Source organism: Rhizobium sp. WYCCWR10014, assembly GCF_001657485.1.
In the GTDB taxonomy this organism is placed as follows: domain Bacteria; phylum Pseudomonadota; class Alphaproteobacteria; order Rhizobiales; family Rhizobiaceae; genus Rhizobium.
In genome coordinates this window covers 61,492-82,841 of record NZ_LXFU01000048.1, presented here as the reverse complement: position 1 = coordinate 82,841, position 21,350 = coordinate 61,492, and the positions used below count along the sequence as shown (strand labels likewise).

Sequence of the window (21,350 nt, the reverse complement as noted above, 5' to 3'; positions counted from 1 at the left end):
TAGCGAAGTGAGGGTCAAGTTTTAGAGGATTGCCGGTGAGCGATACGACGAACCAGAGCAACGATACCCAGGCGCAGAAGGGACCGATTATCCCGAAGTCGCCGAGCGAAGCCCTGCGTCCGGAGCGCGTTCCGGAGCCGCCCAAGCGGTCCAAGAAAGCCCGCGGCCAGGTCGTTCTTTTCTTGAACTTCATCATGACGATGGCAGTTCTGGTCTGCGTGGTCGCCATCATCGGCTTCTACTACGCCACATCGACCTATCGGAACCCGGGTCCGCTGCAGACCAACACCAATTTCATCGTCCGCAGCGGCGCTGGTCTGACCGAAATCGCCTCGAACCTCGAGCGCAACGCGATCATCAGCGATGCCCGCATCTTCCGCTATCTGACGGCAACGCATCTTTCTGCCGGTGAGAGCCTGAAGGCGGGTGAATACGAGATCAAGGCGAGGGCCTCCATGAGGGATATCATGGAGCTGCTGAAATCGGGCAAGTCCATTCTCTATTCCGTTTCCTTCCCCGAGGGACTGACGGTCCGCCAGATGTTCGACCGCATGCTGCAGGATACCGTGCTGGAAGGCGACTTGCCGGCGGCACTGCCGACCGAGGGCAGCCTGCGTCCGGATACCTACAAATTCTCGCGCGGCACCAAGCGCTCGGAAATCATCGAACAGATGGCGGCTGCGCAGCAGAAGCTCGTCGATCAGATCTGGGACAAGCGCGACTCGTCGCTGCCTCTGCGATCCAAGGAAGAGTTCGTGACACTCGCCTCGATCGTCGAAAAGGAAACCGGCGTTCCCGACGAGCGAGCCCATGTCGCCTCCGTTTTCCTGAACCGGCTCGGCAAGGGCATGCGCCTGCAATCCGACCCGACGATCATCTACGGCCTTTTCGGCGGTGAGGGCAAACCCGCAGATCGGCCGATCTACCAATCGGATCTCAAGCGGGACACACCTTACAACACCTATGTAATCAAGGGTCTGCCGCCGACGCCGATCGCCAATCCCGGCAAGGATGCGCTGGAAGCCGTCGCCAATCCCTGGAAGACGCAGGATCTCTATTTCGTCGCCGACGGCACCGGTGGCCATGTTTTCTCTGCGACGCTCGAGGAGCACAATGCCAACGTCAAGCGCTGGCGCAAGCTCGAAGCCGACAAGGGTTCGGACCCGAACATCGCAGTCGACGGCCAGCCGGAAGAGCAGCCGGCGGATAATGGCGCGACCGTCGCGCCACCGAAGAAAAAGAAGATCAACTGAGGCTTTCGGGAGGCACGCATGGCTTTGCAGTCCATGACCGGTTTTGCGCGGCGCGAGGGAACGAGTGGCCGCTGGCGCTGGGCATGGGAACTGCGCTCGGTCAACGGCAAGGGCTTCGACCTGCGCCTGCGCCTGCCGCCCGGCCTCGAACGCATGGAGGCAGAGGTCCGGCGCCTCGCCGGCGAAAGCTTCAGCCGCGGCAACCTGCAGGCATCCCTATCCGTCAGCGCCGACGAAAACCGTTTCGAGGCGGTGCTGAACAAGGAGGCTCTTGCCGCCGTGCTGGCCATGCGCGAGCAGTTGGACGGTGTCATCGATCCGGCGCCGCTGAAGCTCGATACGCTGCTTCTGGTGCGCGGTATCGTCGAATTCCGCGAAAGCGAGGATGGCGAGGAGGCGCTTGCCGCCCGTGACGCCGATATCGCTGCCGGCCTGCTGGTCGCTCTTGCCGATCTGAGAGCTATGCGCGAACAGGAAGGGTCGGCGCTGGCCCGCATTCTTCACGACCACGTCACGACGATCGAGGGCCTGACGCGGACGATTGAGGCCGATCCATCGCGCTCGCCGCAGGAGATCGCCGCGCGGCTTGCCGCGCAGGTCGCATTGTTGATGGACGGCATGGCCGCGCTCGACCGCGACAGGCTGCATGCCGAAGCCGCGCTGTTGGCGACCAAGGCGGATCTGCGCGAGGAAATCGATCGTCTGAAGGCTCATATCGCCGCAGCGCGCGATCTCCTGGTGAAAGGTGGCCCTGCCGGGCGCCGGCTGGACTTCCTTGCACAGGAATTTAACCGCGAATCGAATACCATCTGCTCGAAGTCGAATGCCTCGGCGGTCACCGCTGCCGGCATCGAGCTGAAAGTCGTGATCGACCAGTTCCGCGAGCAGGTCCAGAATTTGGAGTAAGACATGAAACCGGCGAAATCCTCGCCCGTGCAGATCGCCCGCCGCGGTCTGATGCTTGTCATCTCGTCGCCATCAGGCGCCGGCAAATCCACCATCGCGCGCACGCTACTGGAGACCGACAGGCAAATCGGCCTGTCCGTCAGCGTCACCACGCGCCAGCGCCGCCCGAGCGAAGTCGAGGATGTGCATTACCACTTCAAGAGTGTGCGCGAGTTCGAACGGCTGCGCGATAGCGACGCGCTGCTCGAATGGGCCGAGGTGCATGGCAATTTCTACGGCACGCCGCGTGAGCCGGTCGAGCAGGCGATGGCCGAAGGCCGCGACATGCTCTTCGACATCGATTGGCAGGGCGCCCAGCAATTGCAGGAGAAGATGTCGGCCGACGTCGTCTCGATCTTCGTGCTGCCGCCAACCATGACCGAACTCCAGTCGCGGCTGCACCGCCGTGCCGAGGATTCCGAGGAGGTCATTCAGACGCGTCTCGCCAACAGCCGCGCCGAGATCGCCCACTGGCGCGAATACGACTATGTCATCGTCAACGACGATCTCAACGCCGCCCTCGACGCCGTCCAGTCGATCGTCAAGGCCGAACGCCTGCGCCGCGACCGCCGCCATGGCATGTTCGACTTCGTCCGCGAGTTGCTGGAAGAGACGCCGTCACTTTAAAGCGTGATGCCGAAAACTGTGCACAGTTTTCGGATGACGCCATCCCGGATTTAAAGACTGTTTGCCAACAGGCAGAATTCCTCGACGGACAAGGTTTCAGCCCGCCGCGCCGGATCGATCCCGGCCTTGACGAGCAGGCTCTCGCCGCCGAGCGGTTTCAGGCTTTGGCGCAGCATCTTGCGGCGCTGGCCGAAGGCCGCCTGCGTCACCTTTTCCAGATTGGCGACAGCGCAGGGAATCGGGTTTTCGCGGGGAGTCAGTTGCACGACCGTCGACGTCACCTTCGGCGGCGGCGTGAAGGCCTGCGGCGGCACGTCGAAGGCCATGCGTGCCTCCGTCCGCCAGCCGCAGAGCACGCCGAGACGGCCGTAATGGTCGTCGTCTTCGTTGGCGACGATACGCTCGCCGACTTCCTTCTGAAACATCAGCGTCAGCGACTGCCAGAACGGCGGCCAGGCTTTCGGCAGCAGCCAGTTGACCAGCAACTGCGTGCCGACATTGTAGGGCAGGTTGGCAATGATCTTGATCGGGCCTTGCGGCGCCAATGTCTCGAAATCCGTCTTCAGCGCATCGCCTTCGATCACCTCCAGCCGGCCAGGATAATGATCGGCGATCTCGGCAAGCGCCGGCAGGCAGCGTGTATCCCGCTCGATGGCGATAACTTTCCTGGCGCCGAGCGCCAGGATCGCGCGCGTCAGCCCCCCGGGGCCGGGGCCGACCTCGAAAACGGTCGCATCTTCGAGCGCTCCCGCCGTGCGGGCGATCTTCTGCGTGAGGTTGAGGTCGAGCAGGAAGTTCTGCCCGAGCGCCTTGCGTGCATCGAGGCCGTGACGCTGGATGACGTCGCGAAGTGGCGGCAGGCCATCGAGTGCTGCCATCAGCGGCGGCTTTCCGCGCTGCGGCCGAGCTGGGCGGCGAGCTTCAGCGCCGCAACGAGGCTGTGCTCGCGCGCCAGTCCCCTGCCGGCAATGCCGAAAGCGGTGCCGTGATCCGGCGAGGTGCGCACGAAGGGAAGCCCGAGCGTTACGTTGACGCTGTCGTCGAAACCAAGTGCCTTGACCGGGATCAGCGCCTGATCGTGATACATGCAGATGGCGACGTCGTATCGCGACCGCGTCTCGTCATGAAACATCGTATCGGCGGGCAGGGGGCCGATCGCATCGATGCCCTCGTCGCGCAGGCGCTCGATCGCCGGACGGATGACGTCTTCGTCCTCCGTGCCGATCGCCCCGCCTTCGCCCGCATGCGGGTTGAGACCGGCAACGGCGAGCCGCGGCGCCTCGATGCCGAAGCGCTGCTTCAGATCTTCATGGGCGATCCTGCAGGTTTCCGTGATCAGTTCGCCCGTCAGCGCCTGCGGCACGTCGCGGACCGGAATATGGATGGTGACGGGAATGGCTCGGAGCTTCGGTCCGGACAGCATCATGACAGGTGTCACCGGCCGGCCGGTCGCCCTGGCGGCGAGATCGGCGAGAAATTCGGTATGGCCGGGAAACCGGAAACCCGCCTCGTAAAGCACGGCCTTGGCGATCGGATTGGTGACGACCGCGAGCGCCTCGCCGCTGAAGACAAGCGACACGGCTTTCTCGATCGACGCGATCGTGCCTTTCGCCGTTGCCGCATGCGGTTCGCCGGCCACGACCTCGATACCAGCAGGTATGGTCATGACGGGCAGGGCGTCGACAAAAATCCCGGCGGCTTCGCTGGCTTCATCGGTCTCGCGAATCGAAATCGCCAGATTGAGCTGGCGGGCTCTCAGCGCCAGAACATCGGGGTCGCCGATCAGGAAGAAAGGCGGCAGTCCGAGTTCACGCCGCCGGAGCCAGGCCATCAGAGTAATATCCGGCCCGATGCCGGCGGGGTCGCCCTGGCTCAGCGCAAGCGGTCGCGAAAACGATATCGCCATTGTCGGTCAGCGATAGGCGATCTGCGCCTTTTTGCGCAGCTCATCCAGGTATTTCTTGCTGTTTTCGTTCTCCGGGCTGGCATCCTTGCCACCCTTGGACTTGTCGAGATCTTCCTGGCGGAAGACCATTTCAGCGGCCTGGTCGTCAGAGACCTGCCGCTGGCTGCAGATTGCCAGATATTCGACGCCCTTGTCGGTGACGCGGGTCCCCGTCGTGTTGCCCTTGGCCTGCTCGACCAGCGGCTTCCAATCCGGCGGAATCTCGGGGGCGAGCAGGCGGCCGAGATCGCGCACCGAAACGTCGCGCATCGTCGCAGCAAACACCTTTGCCTGATCGCAGCCCGGAAATTTGGAGCGCGACGCCTCGGCCTCGCCCTTGCGCTTGCCGGTGATGGCGCCGCGCTTGGCCTGCGGAATGACGAAGATGATCTGCTGCAGCATATATTCCGTCGTCACCGGCTTCTGCTTGTTGTTCTGCATCATGCGCGAGACGAGATCATAGTTCGACAGCCGCGAGGTCGAGCCGTAGCGGGCGTTGACGACACGCGGCCAGCTCATCTGCACGGCGATGAAACCCTTGAAATGATCGACGCCAACGCCGGCGCGATCGAGGATCTGCGACATCTGCTCCGGGGAAAGCTTGTTGCCGCTCGAAAAGCGCGCGAAAGACGCATCGACGTCCTGCTGCGAAACCGACATACGCACTCGGGCGACTTCCTGCCGCTTGAGCGTCTCGTCGATCAATTGCTCCTGGGCGGTCTTGGCATCGGCCTTCGTATGCTGCAGGCGCAGGAAGGCCTGGCGCTTTGCGACATCGCCGCTGGTGATGGCGGTGCCGTTCACCACGGCCTTGACTTCACTGACCGCAAGCGCTGGACCGGCAAGGCCTGTCAGCAATGCAAGCGCCGCCCCGGCGAGGAACTTAGTTATGGCTTTTTTCGCGTCAATCATCTGTTGACCTCCCGATAGCGCCGCGAGACGTTGTTCGCGGCGTTCTTACCACAGTGCGAGACACGCTGAAATCGCTTCCATCACGGCGCGAAACCCCTATGCCTCAGATACCGACTGGCGGCAATGTCCTGCACAGGCTTACGGCGAAAGAATGGCTTCAGGCCATGTTTGCGCCGATCGCCCGTCATTCGAGGGTGTCGGTACCGATCTTGATGTCGCCGAGCGTGCGGAAGGTCAGCCGTGCGCCGATTGTCCAGTCGCTTCCCGACTCGTCGGCGGAATCTCTGCTGTCCGTATAGGCGATCGTGAAAATCGTGCATTCGTCGTCATAAGAGAGGCCGATCGTCCGCCGGCTGATCACATCATTGTTCAAATCCCAGGCTATGCCGCCGAAAATCGACCAGTAATCCTTGAACTTGACGCTGCTGTTGGTCTGGATCTCGTCATTGTCCTCGGCGAAGCCATATGCCGGCTGGGCGCTGAGATGGGTGTAGGTCAGCTGCGTCGAGAAGGTGTCGTTCTGGTAGGCCGTCGTCAGGTCGCCGCGACGGAATTCGAAATCTTTTTCGTCGAGCCGGTAGGAGGCTGCGACGGAAACGCCGTACGGTGTTTCGACGCCGCCAAGGCCGACATAATCGGAGCGGTCGGTTTGAAGGCCCGATTCCGCGCCGACGTTGACGAGGTCATCGGTCGCAAACGAGTTCTGGCCGGCGATCTGATAGGATTGGCCGAAGATGCCGTGCAGCTTGTAGCCGCTGTCGAATGTACCGGTGTACTGAACGCCGATATTGGCGCGAGTACCGCCTTCGACGCGGTCGTAGCCCGAGAACTTGTCGCGGTCGAACAGCGAGGTGGCGTCGAAGACGAAGCTTTGCGCATCCTCGTTCGGCAGGCGGCCGGCGAGCTGCTCGTCGGGGCGGGCATAGATCTGTGCGATCGGCTCGAGGATATGGGTGCTATTGTCCGTCGTCATCAAGATCGGATAACGCATTTCCAGCCCGGCTGTGAACATCGAGCGGGTGGCGGAATTGCCATCGACGTAGTTGCCGGTGTAGCCGGTGGGATCATCCATGTTCAGCGCGAAGGCATCGCCGCGCGCGGCCAGAAGCGGCGTGATCACCAGGCCGGTCGGCGTGACGTAGGTGCGCTTCCATTGCAGCTCGGCAGTCAGCCGCGAAGTCTGGCCCCTCAAGCCGCGGAAACGGTCGAAGCCGTCGACGGTATAAAAATCGTCATGTGTGCGCGAAATATTCGTCAGATTGACATCCGCCGAAAGTTCGCCGCCGGCAAGCGGTTGCGGCGCCACATAGTGATAGTCGAGCGACGGATAGACGATCGCCTGCTGCTTTTCAGCGGTATTCGTCCGATCGGCATCCTGGACGTCGAAATAGAACGCCCGCATGTCGAAATAATTGCGTTTCCCGAGCCCTGTCAGGTAAATCTGGTTGGTACGATCCGTACCGGTCAGGCCCCGCAGCTTGTACGTTTTCGAGAAATTGTTGTCGCTCTGCATCATGACGTCCCAGCCGAACGTCCAGCGCGGATTGATGCGGAATTCGGCCTTCGAAGCCACCATGCCACGCTGCTCGGCTTCGGCATCGCTGGTGCCGGAGCTGAAGTTGCCCGGCTTTGCCTGGTCGATGCCGGCGACGCGCAGAATATGCGTGCCATTTTCGAAGCGTTGGCGAAATTCGCCTTCGATGAGGAAGCCCTGGGCGGTGTAGCCCGTGGCGGTGACCGTCGCGTCCATGCTCGGCGAGATCACATAGTAATAAGGAACGGAAAGACCGAAGCCGAGATTCTGCGACAGGCTCATCGTCGGAAACAGAAAGCCGGACTTACGTTTCACCGTATTGTCGGGAACTTCGATGAACGGCAGGAAGGCGATCGGATGGCCGAGCAGCTCGAAGCGCGCCCTCTCCAGACGGATCGTATGCGTCTCGCCGTTCTGGATCACCCGCTGGGCCTTGACCTGCCAGAAGGGCGCGCGCTTCGGATCTTCGGCGCAGGGAAGGCAGGCCGTGTAGACGCCCTTGTTGAGAATCATCATCGTGCCGCCGACGCGCTCGCCGCTTTCGGCGACGATGCGGGTATTGTCGGCGGTCTCGATGCGCAACGAGTTCAGGAACCCGTCGGCAAAATTGTCGGTCACATCAAGGTTGTCGGCATAGATACGGTTGCCGTCCGGGCTGACCAACTCGACATTCCCGAGCGCCATCATCCGGCCGGTCTTCTGATTGTACTCGACCTTCTGCGCGACCATTTTATAGCCGCCATAGTTGATCTGCACGCCGCCGACCGCCGACACCAGATCGGCGTCACGGTTATAGACCAGTTCATTGGCCGAAAGCAGAAGCTTGGCCCCTTCGGGAATCTTCTTCTCTATATTTTGTTCGGGCGCGCTGGCCTGGCCGAAAGAGGCCGGGGCGCTGCCGAAATAGGAACATAAAGCCGCACTGACAAGCAGGGCAACCAGCTGTTTACTAAAATACTTGCGGTCGCCTGCCGCCACTAGCCGTCCTCCTGATGAAGCAGAATAGTCGCACCTAACGCCAGCGCGACGACCACCGGTATCCACGTCGCCACGAAGGGGGGCACAACTCCACTGCTTCCGAATGCCTTTACAAGCACGGTGATGACATAAAGCATGAAGCCCGAAAGGATGCCACCCAGAATCACGGAGCGGGATTGGTTGAACCGGCTAAATTTTAGGGACACTGTTGCGGCTATGAAAGTCATGGCCACCAGCAGCAATGGCTGGGACAACAGGGAGTTGAATTGCGTCTCCAGCGCCTTGGTCGAGATGCCGAAGGATTTGGCCGCCGCAATCCGGTTGGAAAGGTCAAAGAAACCAATTGTTTCCGGCGCTGTAAGCCGCTCCTGGACGAAGTCCTGTTTCAGATTGGTGCGAAGTTGAACCGAAGCTTTACGCACGGGGATTTCGCCAGGCTTGCGCTCGACAACCGTGTTAAGTTGCCAGTAACCATCTTCCAATTTTGCCGTGGCGGCGTCCTGTCTCAGAATGACCTGACCGCTTGAATCGAAATGGATCAGCACCGCGTCGATCAGCTTGGTTCCGTTCTCCTGGACCGTCTGGGCGCCGATGATGACATCGTCCCGGCCACTGATCTGGCGCAGCCACGGAATCTGCGGCGCCTTGCGCAGAACTGCGTTCTCGCCGCGCCAGTCGGATTCGACCAGCAGCGCCTGGCGCTGTCCCCAGGCGGCAAGCGGGTTCAGCGCCGCCATCGTCAGCAGGCCGAGCGCCAGCGAGCCGGCGATGAAGGGGAACATGAACTGCCAGACCGAAATGCCGGCGGCGCGCGTGACGACGAGTTCATATTTCCTGTTGAGGCCGATCAGCACCGTCATGCCGACGAACAGCGCGATGAACGGCACTGTCTGCTGCAGGATGAGTGGCAAGCGCACCGCGGTCATCAACACGCCGCCGCCGATCGTGTAGCCGGGAAGGCCGGACATGCGGCCCGCCGTCTCGCTGAAATCGAGGAGGAAAGAAATCGCCGAGACGCCGATCAGGAACCAGCCCGTCGTCACCAGATAGCGGCGAAAGAAATAACGCGACAATGTCCCGAACATCATTGGGCAGTGCCCCCGCCGGTCCGGCCGGTTGCGGCAAGCAGCCTTTCCTGCATCCGTCTCCAGAAAGACGAAATCCGGTCGCGGATGAACGAAGGCATGACCAGTCGTTTGTGCAGGCCGAGGAAGACGATCGAGACGATGCTGCTGACGATCGGGACGGCGTAGAGGACGGCGATATATTCAGGATCGGTATCGATCTGATTGGCCGCGTAGAAGGCCGCCCATCGCATCGCGAAGGCATAGGCGAGAGCGCTCACCATCGGATGCAGCCGCGCTTCGCGGTGCGAGCGGGCATCGCCAGCGATCGCCAGTGAAAACAGGGCAAAGACGACAGGCAGGATCCAGTCGGTCAGCCGCCGATGCAGTTCGGCGCGGTAGCTTTGCGGCCGGATCGTATAGTCCTTGTCGGCCGGATCCGGATTGAACAGGAACCACAGGTCACGGTCGCTGGCGCGCAACGTCGCCTGACCGCGATTCTCCGTCATGTCCGAGAGGTCGAAGGAATAGGAATCGAAATTGATGACCGAGACGTTGCCATCGGGCGTTTTGCGGTGCACTTCGCCTTCATGCATGATCAGCGTCGTGCCCGTGTCGTCGACGGCGCCTTCCTTCGCATAATAGATCAGTTCATAGGCCGGGTCGCGCTCGTCGGCGACGAAAAGGCCCTTCAGCATGCGGCCCGCCATCCGTTGCGAGATCTGTACATAGAGGCCTTCATCGAGCTTGCGGAAGGTCTTTTCCTCGATCACCGAAGAGAGGAGGTCAGCATAGGTCTCGGCGATCATCTGGCGCACGACGGTCTTTGCGCGCGGCTCGACGACGTTGTCGACGAAGAAGGAAAAGACGCTGATGACGGCGGCAAGCAGCAGGATCGGGCGGATCAGCACGCTGCGCCGCGCGCCCGCCGCGTCGATGACGGTGAGCTCGGAATCATTGTTCATCGTCGTCAGCGTCTGGGTGATCGCGATAACGAGAGCGAAGGGCAGCACGACAGGAATGATCGACGGCAGAATCATCGTCGCCAGCTTGGCGAACGAGCCGATCGACTGGCCGCTGTCGGTGACCAGATTGATGCGCTGCAGAACCTGAGTCGTCCAAATGATCGCCAGAACGGGCAGGAGCGCCACGAGAAACATCTGGCCGACGCGCCGCAATATGTATGTCTCGAGTAGTTTCATGCCTGCCCTTGAAAGCACCTGCACGCCCAAACGGCTTTGCAGGAGAATCCCTCTACGCTCTTTGTCGCGCTTTTGCGACAAGCTGGTGTCAAAAATTCATTCAAATTTCAGAATTTTTTTGATGCTGTTGCGACTCAGTTAACGCCAGCAATGCAGCGAAGACGACAAGCGACGAAAGCCATCCAAGAACGACGTCGGATAGATAGTGTGCGCCGAAGGATAGCCGCATCGCCGGGGTGAGGATCGAGATCGCCGCCAGGGGCGCCGCCACCGCATAACGCAGCGATTTTGGAACGAAGAGCAGAAGGCAGAAGAGCCAGCCGGCACTCGCTGCCTCGCCGGAGACGAACGAGCAGTTCGAAACGCATTTTCCGGCAAGCGAACCTGCCTCGACGAAATGCAGCGTACCGCCGAAAATGTCCGTCTGTATCGGCCGCGGCCGGCCCCAATGTTCCTTCAGGACGACATTGACGAGCAGCACCGGCCCGATCAGCAGCGTTCCGAGCGCGACTTTGAGCTTTTGCGCGCGCCGGGCGTTGAAGGTCGCGCCATGCTGCTGGTAGCATTCGACGAGTTTCCACAGCATCACGATCGCCACCACATAGGGCAGGCGGAAGAAGAGAGTGCGCAACAGGTCGAAGGTCGCGACGTCGCGATAGGGAAAGCCGCCGCAGATGCTTCCGGCAGCAGCAGTCGTGTCGCAATCTGCGCCCACGAAAAAAAGCTGGGAAAAATAGATGTCTATTCCGGGAAAGGCGCGGAAGACGGCAAGCAGCGCCCACCACGTCCAAAACAGCAGCATGAATGCGCCGAAAGTCGTTTTCGGCAGGCGGGTTGCCAGGCCCCGCCATCGATTTTTCGAAAAAACTGTCAACGCGAATATCTACGAAACTGACGAAAACATGAGGGCCGTGATGGCCGCGGGCGACCATAACAATTGTCGCAAGCCATTGACAGACCCGCCAAACGCGAAATTATCCGCCAGGGACGGATTTCAAAGAATCCCAGCGGAGAAGACATGTCAGTAAAGTTGGAAATTTCATTCTCGAAGTCGGCAAAGCTCAGTGGCGGCTTGGCGATCCTGTTGAAGACCGCGGAGGCCGACAGCGCTGCCGGCGCTGAAACAGTCGACCCGGCAGGTGTGATCGCCAAGGCTGCGAGGATCGCGCGATTCTCCGCGAAATCCATGAGCGGGCTCGATATTGTCGCCCCCGAAGGCGCGCCCGTCGACCGCATCGTCGTCATCGGGCTTGGCAAGGCCGCCGAAATCACCGACCATGACTGGCTGAAGGCCGGCGGTGCTGCGGCATCGAGAATCAAGAATACCGACAAGGCCGCTGTCTTCATCGACGTGCCTGGCCTCGAGACCAGCGCGCGGGCAGCCGCCGATTTCGCGCTCGGCATGCTGCTGCGCGCCTATAGCTTCGATACCTACAAGACGAAGAAGAGCGACGAGGAAGAAAAACCGGCGAAATCCGTCAAGGTGACGATCGTCACCGCCGATCCGGCTGGTGCCAAGAAGGCGTTTTCAGATTCCGAGGCGATCGCCGGCGGCGTCAATCTTGCCCGCGACCTCGTCAACGAACCGCCGAACGTACTTGGACCCGTCGAGTTCGCCGCCAAGGCGAAGGAGCTGGAAAAGCTCGGCGTCGAAGTGGAAATCCTGACGGAGCGCGAAATGCGCCGCCTCGGTATGGGCGCCCTTCTCGGCGTCGCCCAGGGCTCCGTGCGCCCGCCGCGCCTGGCGGTCATGCAGTGGAAGGGCGGCAAGGGCAAGGATCGCCCCGTCGCCTTCATCGGCAAGGGTGTCGTCTTCGATACCGGCGGGATTTCGATCAAGCCGGCCGCCGGCATGGAAGATATGAAGGGCGATATGGGCGGTGCGGCAGCCGTTACCGGCCTCATGCATGTGCTCGCCTCCCGCAAGGCAGCCGTCAACGCGGTCGGGATCATCGGCCTGGTCGAGAACATGCCTGATGGTAACGCCCAGCGTCCGGGCGACATCGTCACATCGATGTCCGGCCAGACGATCGAGGTGATCAACACCGATGCCGAGGGCCGCCTCGTGCTCTGCGATGCGCTCTGGTACTGCAACGACCGCTTTAAGCCGCAGTTCATGATCAATCTCGCAACGCTGACCGGGGCGATCATCGTGGCGCTCGGCAATGTGCATGCCGGGTTGTTCTCCAATGACGACCAGCTTTCCACCCAACTGACGGCAGCCGGTCTTTCGAGCAACGAAAAACTCTGGCGCATGCCGCTCGGCAGGGATTACGACAAGCTGATCGACAGCAAGTTCGCCGATATGAAGAACACCGGTGGCCGACAGGCCGGCTCGATCACGGCCGCGCATTTCCTCAAGCGCTTCGTGCAGGACACGCCTTGGGCGCATCTCGATATCGCGGGCACGGCGATGGGCTCACCGCAAGACGAGATCAACCAGTCCTGGGGGTCCGGCTTCGGCGTGCGCCTGCTCGACGAGCTCGTTCGCGCCCATTATGAATCCTGATGACGGACGTTCTCTTCTATCATTTGACCGAATCCAGGCTGGAGGACGCGCTTCCGCCGCTCATCGACAAAAGCGTCGAGCGCGGCTGGCGCGTTGCCGTCCAGACGCGCGAGCCGGCGCGGCGTGATGCACTCGATCAGCATCTTTGGACTTTCCGCGAGGAGAGCTTCCTGCCGCACGGCACCGACGAGGCGGATTTTGCCGAAAGCCAGCCGGTGCTTTTGACGGTGACATCAGGCAATACCAATGCGGCGACCGTGCGTTTCATCGTCGACGGCGCCGAGCCGCCGCCGGCAGATGCCTATGAGCGCATCGTCTTCATGTTCGACGGTCACGACCAGGAGCAACTGGACACCGCCCGTGCGCAGTGGAAGAAGCTGAAAGGCGAGGGACATAACCTCACCTATTGGCAGCAGACACCGGAAGGGCGATGGGAGAAGAAGGCCTGAGCGTTTCGCCGCGCGTCTTTTCGAGGGCCGCAAAGGACGCAGTAACACTTTGAATTGCTGCATGAAGCCGCCCAACTTCGCCTCCCGGCCAGCGAACGCCGCTACCGTTTCGAACCCTTGTCCTCGTCGAGGTTCGTCAGGATATTGAGGGGTACGATCCCGCCAGCACTTTCCGACGCGTCGAGCGCCTCGACTGCCAAAACATGCTTTCCATTCGGACTGACCAAAGCGAATGCCCACGCCTTGTCGGCAAAGGTGCTGACCGGCATTTCCGCCCAGCCGGCTTGGTGGACAAGGCGTTCGGCATAATAGACCTTGATGGTCTGCGGGTCGGTGGTGCTGGCGAGGTTGCGTGCCAGGATACGCATGGACTTCTCTCCGAACCGCCCTTCCAGTTGGCCCAGCACCTTGCGGGTGGCCTGCCAATCCTGGGCCTGGGTCGCCGATCCGAAGGAATATTCCTCGGATCGGGAAATGCCCGGTGGGTCAGGCGGCATGACGACCTCTTCGCCCGAACATGCTGCAAGGCCGAGAAGCGGCACCACAAGGATGCCAATTTTCAACACGCGGAAAAATCGGCCCTTGCGGCCAATTTTGTTGCTCATGAGCGGCTGCCCCCGAACATTGTTGCCATAGGCCGGCAAATCTTGCCGGTTTCTATGACGTTATTGCGACGCTCAGTCGTGGAAGGCGTCGACGAATTTCCGCTTGCCAAGCATGAAGGCATCGGCGACGTGGCGCAGCGGCGCGAGATCGACATCCGATTTGCCGGCCTTGATGATTTCGGCAAAGCGACGGTAGAGCGAGGGATATTCCTGCTCCGGCTCGGCGAATCTCAGCGTGCCGTCGATCAAAAGCTTGGCGCCGCCCTCGGCAAGCACCATCTGGCCGGCTGCCGTCTCCGCGACGATGTCCCAGCTCTGCTTGCCGGTCTGGCGCCAGTCGAATTCGGCGTGAACCGGCAGGCCGTCAGCATTGCGGAAGTGAATGTCGGCCGCGATCGGCGCATCGCGATTCTCGGGAAATTCGAGCACGGCCTCGGTGATGAAGATCGGCCGCGGCAGGATATGGGTGACGATCGACAGCGCGTTGATGCCGGGATCGAAAACGCCGAGGCCGCCGGCCTGCCAGATCCATTCCTGGTTCGGATGCCAGTGGCGGACATCCTCCTTCCAGATCACATGCACGCTTTCAATCGTCGTCGAGGCAAGAAACGCCTTGGCGGCCTCGACACCTGGCGCATAGCGAGAATGCCAGCTGGCAAAAAGCGACGCACCCTGCTTGTTCGCCAGCGCTTCGAGATCGGCCACTTCGCTGAGCGTCGCGCCTGGCGGCTTTTCCAGGAAGACGTGCTTGCCGGCGACGAGCGCCTTATAGGCCGCCTCGTAGCGATATTGCGGCGGCATGCAGAGCGAAACGGCATCGATCGAGGGCTCGGCATCGAGCATCGCTTCGATCGACGTATAGCTCTTGACGCCTTCGACCGTGCCGTGGCGGCTTGCCGTGGCGACGAGTTCGAAATCCGGGTTCTTGGCGATGGAGGGAAGGTGCTGGTCGCGGACGATCTTGCCGACGCCGACGATGGCGAGGTTGATAGGTGACATGGTGTTTCGCTCGAGCCTGTATGAAAAGTATGATTTATTGACGTGTTTGTATCAGAAAGAGGCGCGCCGACAAGCTCTGCTCCTCCATTCTATCGCATCCTAGCGCATGATGGTTCGTAGCGCATGATGGTTTGGCGAAGGAAGCTGTAGCCCATCGCCGCGCGGGCGGCGCGCTCTTCGGAATTGCCGTCGCCGCCATGCCCGCCAGAGCCGAATTCATGGAACAGCGGCCGGTGTCCTTCTTCCTCCAGCCGCGCGGCAAAGCGGCGCGCATGCGAGGGATGCACGCGGTCGTCATTGGCGGAGCTTTCGATGTAGATCGGCGGATAGCTGACCTTGGTCGCCGGCCCGACATTGTGAAGCGGCGAATAACCGAGCATGAAATCCCGGTCCACCGGCGTCTCCGGGTCGCCATATTCGTCCATCCAGGCTTGCCCTGCGCTGAACAGGTGGAAGCGTGTCATGTCGAGGACAGGCACCTGGCACCAGACGGCGCCGAAATCATCGGGATAGCGCGTCAGCATCACGCCGGTCAGCAGGCCGCCATTGCTGCCGCCCTGGCAGGCGATCCGCGACGGCACGGTATAGCCGCGGGCGACGAGATCGCGAGCGATGGCGACGAAGTCGGCAAACGCCCGGTCTCGCCCCTGCCGCTTGGCGCTGCGATACCAGTCGGGCCCGAATTCGCCGCCGCCGCGAATATAGGCCTGCACATAGGCGCCGCCTTGTTCCAGCCAGCGTCCCGTCACGCCGGAATAGCTTGGCGACAACGAGACATCGAAGCCGCCATAGCCATAAAGCAGCACCGGCAGCGCGCCCTTGGTCCACTGCTTCGGCAGGACCAGCCGATAGGTAACCCTCGTTCCGTCCTCGGAAACAGCCTCCAGCAGTTCGGATGACATATCGGTCGCATCGAAATAGCTCGGCGCCGCTGCGACGAAAATCGGCTCGGCCTGCTTGCTGCGATCCGACAGCTCGAGGCGGTAACAGACGGGAGGCTGCAGGAAGCCCTGGCCGACGATGTGGAGAGTATCGTCGCCAAGATGCAGATCCGCATGGAGCGGCCTGAAGTGAGCCGTCTGCATATCCGCCGGCAGTGCGATCTCGCGCTGTTCGGCATCGGGCCTTGTCAGGTCCAGCACCATGAGACGCGGACGCAGCCGATCGGAGATGATGAAAACGCACCATTCTTGCATCAGCATCATCTGCGCGATGGATTGGCCCTCGCCAGGCTGAAACAGGATGCGCTCCGGCCCGAGCAGGGCGGTCTCCGAGGCGGGATCGAAGCGTTGCAGCACCAGGCTGCCGGTTGCAACGCGTTCATCGGTCTTTGCCCGCCAAAGGCAATGATCATGATTGAACTGGAAATCGGCTTCCTTAGGCAGATCGATGCGCCGCTGTGTGCCGTCGTTGGCGATCAGGAAAGCGCTCGCGACGCCGATCTCGTGGGCGGCGACGAAAATATCGATCAATCCGCGATCCGCCGAAGCGCCTGATAGGGCAGGGTCGATGACGAGATTGAAGCCGTAGACGTCCTCGTTGGCGGCTTCGAACATGACGGCGGCATCTTCCGGTCGCTGCCCGCGCTTCAATCGCCGTCCGACGCGCGGCCATCCCGAGCGGGTCGCCGAAAATTGGTCGATGGAACCGAAATAGCAGATTTCGTCGCGGCTCAGCCAAGTGGCATGCGATCGTGCGGCCGGTGTATCGAAGCCGCCCTCGACGACCTGTTTCCGCTCGGCGTCGAATTCGAGCAGCCGGAGAAGGTCGGAGCCGCCGTCCGAAAGCGTAAGCAGCACCCGCGTCGGCTCCCATGGGCAGGTGACGGCGCCGCGCCAATTCCAGCGCTTGCCTTCGCTGGCGCAGAAGGCGTCGAGATCGAAGACCGGCTCCCAGGCGGCGTCCGGCAGTGGCTCCTGATTTGCCGGCAGGCGGAGCCAGATGCCGAGAGGATTGTCCTTGCTCTGCCGGAAATCGAACAGCCACTCGCCTCGGCGCATCGGAACGATCAGTCTGTCCTGCCGCTCGATCAGCGCCTTGATCGCATCGCGATCCCTCACGAATTCAGGTGTTCTCAGTGCCGCGTCGGAAACCCGGTTGTGCTCGTCGATGAACTGGCGGGTGCGCGGATCGTCGTCCGTTTCGAGATGAAGGTTCATATCCGACCTGCCGGCTTTCGTTGACGTCGCCAAGATCTAGGCAGCCGGTCCCGACTTGGCAACCCGCCTTAACGGATCGTCACGAAATCGGCCGTGGCGACGACGGTGTTCGGCACCTCACGCTTCTTGAATTTCAACGTCACCACCTTGTAGCCTTCGGCTTCGAGCCGCGAGAGCAGGCTCGGCAGCATCGCCACCGTGCGTTTGTGGATGTCGTGCATCAGGATGATGCCGCGGCCGCGCTTGTGCAGGAGGTTCATCGTCCGCTGCGTCGCGGAGACCCGCGTCGTGGTGAAATAGTCCTTGCTGTCGATGTCGACATCCATGACCACCATGTCGCGCATGGCGATCGCGGCGCGCAGCCTGTGGCTCTCGGCAAGATAGGGGAAGCGGAAGAAGCAGACATCGGTTCCCGTCGCCTTGGTCACCGCCAATTCACCCCTGATCACCTCGGCCATTGCCGCGTCGAAACTCAGCGAACTCAAATTGGCGTGGTCATAAGTGTGGCTGCCGATCGTGTTGCCGTCCTGGGCGACCTTACGGGCGAGCGCCGGATGCATCTCGGCCATTTCGCCGACCATCATGAAGGCGCCCTTGACGCCGAACTGGTCGAGGATTGCCAGCACCTTGTCCGTCCGGCCGGGGATCGGGCCATCGTCGAAGCTCAGGATCACTTCCTTGTCCTGCAGCTTGAGATCGGAAAGCGAGGAAACCTCCAGCGTCCGCCCGGCGAGATGATGCGGGCCGGCAAGGTGCGGCGTCGCATCGTCGCCGGCATAGGCAAGCGCCCGTCCCTCGGGCGCGATCACCGATGAGGTCTTGATCGAAGTATCCGGAGCGGTTTGTCTGGTGGTGCTGCAGGCGGAGAGGGCGGCCGTGAGGGCCATGCAGGACAAAACGAAAAAACGATACATGGAAAGGGCTCAACAAATCGGTAACGAATGTTGAGACAACCTTTCGGATTATGGTTAACGATCGGTTGATAATGGCCGAAATTGCGTTGATACGCGGCACTTCGCCACGCTTTCGCTAAGGCATGATGCCGAAAAGTGTGAGCGGTTTTCGGGCGAAATCCTGTTCTAGGGCCTGTGGCTATCCCGCCATCGCTTCTTCATATTCGGCAGACAGCATCAGCCAGTCTTCCTCGGCGGCAGCGAGTTTTGCCGCGGCCTCGCCGCGTTGCTTCACCTTCTCGGCGGCTTTGGCGGGCGTCTTCTCGTAAAGGGCCGGATCCGCAAGTTCCGCATCAAGCGCCTGAATCTGTTTCTCCAGCTTCGCCGTCAAGGATTCGATTTCGTTGATCTTTTTCCTGAGCGGCGTCAGCGACGCGCGACGTTCGGCATTGAGCTTGCGCTGGTCGGCCTTCGACGTAGCGTCTTCAGTTAGCTGCGGCTTTTCTTCTTTTTTTTTACCGGATGTGACGATGAGGTCGCGGTATTCGTCCATATCGCCTTCGAAGGTCGTCACCGTGCCGCCATTGACCAGCCACAGCCGATCGACCGTCGCCTCGATCAGATGGCGATCGTGCGAGATCAGGATGACGGCGCCCTCGTAGTCGTTCAGCGCCTCGATCAGCGCGCGGCGGCTGTCGATGTCGAGGTGGTTGGTCGGCTCGTCGAGGATCAGCAGATTGGGTGCATTGAAGGCGGCAAGCCCCATCAGCAATCGGGCTTTTTCGCCGCCGGAAAGATCCTTGGCGGCCGTCGCCATCTTCTCGGTCGCGAGCCCCATCTGGGCGACGCGGGCGCGCACCTTGGCTTCCGGCGCACCCGGCATCAGCCGGCGCACATGCTCCACCGGCGATTGCTCGGGAATGAGGTCGTCGAGCTGGTGCTGCGCGAAGAAGCCGATCTTCAGGCTCGGCGCGATCTTCACTTCGCCACTTTCCGGCGCCAGCCGGCCGGAAATGAATTTGGCGAAGGTCGATTTGCCGTTGCCGTTCGAGCCGAGCAGGGCGATGCGGTCGTCATTGTCGATGCGCAGATTGAGGTTTTTCAGGATCGGATTGCCGGGCTCGTAGCCGACGGCGCCGCTCTGGATCGCGACGATCGGCGAAGCCGGCTGCTTTTCCGGCTCGGGAAAAGTGATCGGCTGTACGTGGTCCTCGATCACCGCGGCGACCGTTCCCATGCGCTCCAGCGCCTTGACGCGCGATTGTGCCTGCCGGGCCTTGGAAGCCTTGGCCTTGAAGCGATCGATGAAGCCCTGCAGATGTTTGCGTGCCGCGTCGTTCTTGGCCTTGGCTTTCGTCTGCAACTCGTCGGCTTCCGCCTTCTGCCGCTCGAACTGGTCGTAGCCGCCGCGATAGAAGGTGAGCTTCTTCTGGTCGAGATGGACGATCGCATTGACAGCATTGTTCAAGAGGTCGCGATCGTGGCTGATGATGATGACGGTGTGCGGATAGCGCCTGACATAGTCTTCCAGCCACAGCGTGCCTTCGAGGTCGAGATAGTTGGTCGGCTCGTCGAGCAGAAGCAGATCCGGCTCGGAAAACAGCACGGCGGCAAGGGCGACGCGCATGCGCCAGCCGCCGGAGAAGGAGGAGGCGGGGCGGGCTTGCGCCGCCTTGTCGAAGCCGAGTCCGGCAAGAATGCTCGCCGCGCGTGCTTCGGCCGAATGCGCGTCGATATCGACAAGGCGCATCTGGATTTCGGCGATGCGGTGGGGATCGGTCGCCGTTTCCGCCTCGGCAACGAGGGCGGTGCGTTCCTTGTCCGCGGCAAGCACGATCTCGATCAGGGCATCCTCGGTCGCCGGCGCTTCCTGCGCCACCTGGCCGATACGTGCGGCCTTCGGGATCGACACCGATCCGGTTTCCGCACCGAGATCGCCGGTGATGACGCGAAAAAGCGTGGACTTGCCGGCGCCGTTGCGCCCGACGAGCCCTGCCTTCGTGCCTGAAGGCAGCGAGACGCTGGCATTGTCGAGAAGCAGGCGCCCGGCGATGCGGGCAGAAATGTCGGTGAGCGTGATCATGGCCGGCGTTTTGGCCGAAAGCGCTCGCCAAGGCAAGAGCGCTTATTCCCGCGGCAAGCTTGCTTGTCCGCGCCAAGCTTGCTTGTGCGCTGGCAAGCTTGCTTGTCCGCCGCCTTAGCGGCCGAAAGCCTGCACCGGCAGTCGAGGGTTGGACTGCGCGGCGAGAAGCGCCACGCGGGCATTGGCCTGCAATTGTCCAGGCGTTGCCGCATCGGTGCTGAGCGCAACGCCGATCGAGATGGTGAGCCTGCCGGGGTCGGCCTTGTCGGATGTCGCAAAGACCAGATTGTCCGCGACGGAGGCGCGCAGCCGTTCGGCAATCGTCATCGCATCCTGCATGCCGACATTGGAAAACAACAAGGCGAATTCGTCAGCCTCTGTGCGGGCGACGAAATCGTTCTTCTTGATCGACTTGCTGAATAGGCCGGCGAGCTTCCTCAGGAGCTTGTTGCCGGCCTGGGTGCCGTATTTTTCGTTGAGATCGGTGAAATTGTCGATATCGACCATGATCAGCGCGCTGCCGGCGGCACCTTCTTCGCGCTTGTAGAGATCGGCGATCGTCCGATTCAGCGCGATGCGGTTCGGAAGTCCGGTGATCCTGTCGGCGATCGCAGCCGATTGCATCGCCGAAATACCGCGCTCCAGCGTTTCCAGTGTCTTGATATCGTCCTGCAGCTTCGCGCCGATTTCCATCTCCGCTGCAAGAACGGTCGAAAGCGAGGCAGTGAGATAATCGACCTCGCTGAGGAAGGCGGCAAGGCTCTGATCGTCATGGCCGGAAACGGATTTCAGGATCGTGCCGCAGGCGCGCGCAAAAGCGTTCTTGTGCTTCAGCCCTTCGGCAAGCCTTTCCGCCACGTCGCGCAGCATCCGGCTCGCCTCGTTACGCGATGTCTCGTCCGCCAGCCCGCAATGGCCGACGAGGCGGTATTTCAGGCCGAGTTCGTCGAGCATCGGCTGTTGTGGCTGGGACCCGAGTGCGGCGATATCCTGCGCAAGGCCGGCATTGAGCCCGATGATCGCCTCGTGAAAGAGTTCGTAATTGCGCGGCAGCGCCGCGACGTTGAGGCGCGCCATATGCTGGGCGATCTTCTGAATATCGGCCATCGGTGCGGAGCGCCCAGCCTCGCGCGGCACCAGTGCGTTTGCGATTGCATTCTGCATGACGATCCCTCGCGACCCGGCCTCATTTC

Annotated in this window: 18 protein-coding genes; 5 read left to right on the top strand and 13 right to left on the bottom strand. The window is 61.6% G+C overall.

Features of this window, described 5'->3' with window-relative positions; translation table 11 throughout:
• The first annotated feature begins 35 nt into the window (after positions 1–35).
• The 3 genes from mltG to gmk are packed head-to-tail and all read left to right on the top strand — an operon-like array spanning position 36 to position 2,825.
• A complete protein-coding gene (gene mltG / locus A6U98_RS26400; RefSeq protein WP_064654161.1) occupies positions 36–1,253 on the top strand; it encodes an endolytic transglycosylase MltG in 1,218 nt (405 codons plus the stop codon).
• Positions 1,254–1,271: 18 nt separating this feature from the next.
• Complete coding sequence (locus tag A6U98_RS26395) at positions 1,272–2,159, top strand: YicC/YloC family endoribonuclease (protein WP_064653947.1); 888 nt, start codon at positions 1,272–1,274, stop codon at positions 2,157–2,159.
• Between the two features lie 3 nt (positions 2,160–2,162).
• The gene (gmk, locus tag A6U98_RS26390; protein WP_025393970.1) at positions 2,163–2,825 is read left to right on the top strand and encodes a guanylate kinase; all 663 of its coding nucleotides are present in this window, start codon (positions 2,163–2,165) and stop codon (positions 2,823–2,825) included.
• Between the two features lie 50 nt (positions 2,826–2,875).
• On the opposite strand, the gene rsmA is transcribed toward gmk, so the two are convergent.
• The 7 genes from rsmA to A6U98_RS26355 all read right to left on the bottom strand — a co-directional run bounded on the left by rsmA (position 2,876) and on the right by A6U98_RS26355 (position 11,334).
• Complete coding sequence (gene rsmA / locus A6U98_RS26385; RefSeq protein ID WP_064653946.1) at positions 2,876–3,703, bottom strand: 16S rRNA (adenine(1518)-N(6)/adenine(1519)-N(6))-dimethyltransferase RsmA; 828 nt, start codon at positions 3,701–3,703, stop codon at positions 2,876–2,878.
• A complete protein-coding gene (pdxA, locus tag A6U98_RS26380; RefSeq protein ID WP_064653945.1) occupies positions 3,703–4,731 on the bottom strand; it encodes a 4-hydroxythreonine-4-phosphate dehydrogenase PdxA in 1,029 nt (342 codons plus the stop codon). Before pdxA ends, rsmA begins: the two co-directional genes overlap by 1 nt.
• 6 nt (positions 4,732–4,737) lie before the next feature.
• Positions 4,738–5,682, bottom strand: a complete 945-nt coding sequence (locus A6U98_RS26375) for a peptidylprolyl isomerase (protein WP_064653944.1) — start codon at positions 5,680–5,682, stop codon at positions 4,738–4,740.
• A 184-nt stretch (positions 5,683–5,866) separates the two neighbouring features.
• On the bottom strand, positions 5,867–8,194 hold the full coding sequence (locus A6U98_RS26370) for an LPS-assembly protein LptD (protein WP_064653943.1): 2,328 nt from the start codon (positions 8,192–8,194) through the stop codon (positions 5,867–5,869).
• Positions 8,194–9,282 carry an LPS export ABC transporter permease LptG gene (gene lptG, locus A6U98_RS26365; protein ID WP_011651253.1) on the bottom strand — a complete coding sequence of 363 codons (1,089 nt, stop codon included), beginning with the start codon at positions 9,280–9,282 and terminating at the stop codon, positions 8,194–8,196. Before lptG ends, A6U98_RS26370 begins: the two co-directional genes overlap by 1 nt.
• Complete coding sequence (gene lptF, locus A6U98_RS26360; RefSeq protein ID WP_064654160.1) at positions 9,279–10,460, bottom strand: LPS export ABC transporter permease LptF; 1,182 nt, start codon at positions 10,458–10,460, stop codon at positions 9,279–9,281. Before lptF ends, lptG begins: the two co-directional genes overlap by 4 nt.
• A gap of 100 nt (positions 10,461–10,560) precedes the next feature.
• Entirely contained in the window at positions 10,561–11,334 is a 774-nt protein-coding gene (locus tag A6U98_RS26355) for a phosphatase PAP2 family protein (protein ID WP_064653942.1), read from the bottom strand.
• Positions 11,335–11,478: 144 nt separating this feature from the next.
• Here A6U98_RS26355 and A6U98_RS26350 point away from each other — a divergent pair, with 144 nt between their 5' ends.
• The gene (locus A6U98_RS26350) at positions 11,479–12,969 is read left to right on the top strand and encodes a leucyl aminopeptidase (RefSeq protein ID WP_064653941.1); all 1,491 of its coding nucleotides are present in this window, start codon (positions 11,479–11,481) and stop codon (positions 12,967–12,969) included.
• Complete coding sequence (locus A6U98_RS26345) at positions 12,969–13,418, top strand: DNA polymerase III subunit chi (protein WP_064653940.1); 450 nt, start codon at positions 12,969–12,971, stop codon at positions 13,416–13,418. The genes A6U98_RS26350 and A6U98_RS26345 overlap by 1 nt, the downstream gene beginning before the upstream one ends.
• 101 nt (positions 13,419–13,519) lie before the next feature.
• Here A6U98_RS26345 and A6U98_RS26340 read toward each other — a convergent pair whose 3' ends face one another.
• The 6 genes from A6U98_RS26340 to A6U98_RS26315 form a co-directional block, all read right to left on the bottom strand.
• Complete coding sequence (locus A6U98_RS26340; RefSeq protein WP_064654159.1) at positions 13,520–14,023, bottom strand: hypothetical protein; 504 nt, start codon at positions 14,021–14,023, stop codon at positions 13,520–13,522.
• Between the two features lie 72 nt (positions 14,024–14,095).
• On the bottom strand, positions 14,096–15,022 hold the full coding sequence (locus tag A6U98_RS26335; protein WP_064653939.1) for a Gfo/Idh/MocA family oxidoreductase: 927 nt from the start codon (positions 15,020–15,022) through the stop codon (positions 14,096–14,098).
• An 89-nt stretch (positions 15,023–15,111) separates the two neighbouring features.
• The gene (locus A6U98_RS26330) at positions 15,112–17,181 is read right to left on the bottom strand and encodes a prolyl oligopeptidase family serine peptidase (protein WP_064653938.1); all 2,070 of its coding nucleotides are present in this window, start codon (positions 17,179–17,181) and stop codon (positions 15,112–15,114) included.
• 68 nt (positions 17,182–17,249) lie between these two features.
• Complete coding sequence (locus A6U98_RS26325) at positions 17,250–18,095, bottom strand: polysaccharide deacetylase family protein (protein WP_064653937.1); 846 nt, start codon at positions 18,093–18,095, stop codon at positions 17,250–17,252.
• A 178-nt stretch (positions 18,096–18,273) separates the two neighbouring features.
• Positions 18,274–20,157: an ABC-F family ATP-binding cassette domain-containing protein gene (locus A6U98_RS26320; RefSeq protein ID WP_064654158.1), complete on the bottom strand. Its 1,884-nt coding sequence runs from the start codon at positions 20,155–20,157 to the stop codon at positions 18,274–18,276.
• 114 nt (positions 20,158–20,271) lie between these two features.
• Positions 20,272–21,321, bottom strand: a complete 1,050-nt coding sequence (locus tag A6U98_RS26315; protein WP_064653936.1) for a GGDEF domain-containing protein — start codon at positions 21,319–21,321, stop codon at positions 20,272–20,274.
• Positions 21,322–21,350: the final 29 nt, after the last annotated feature.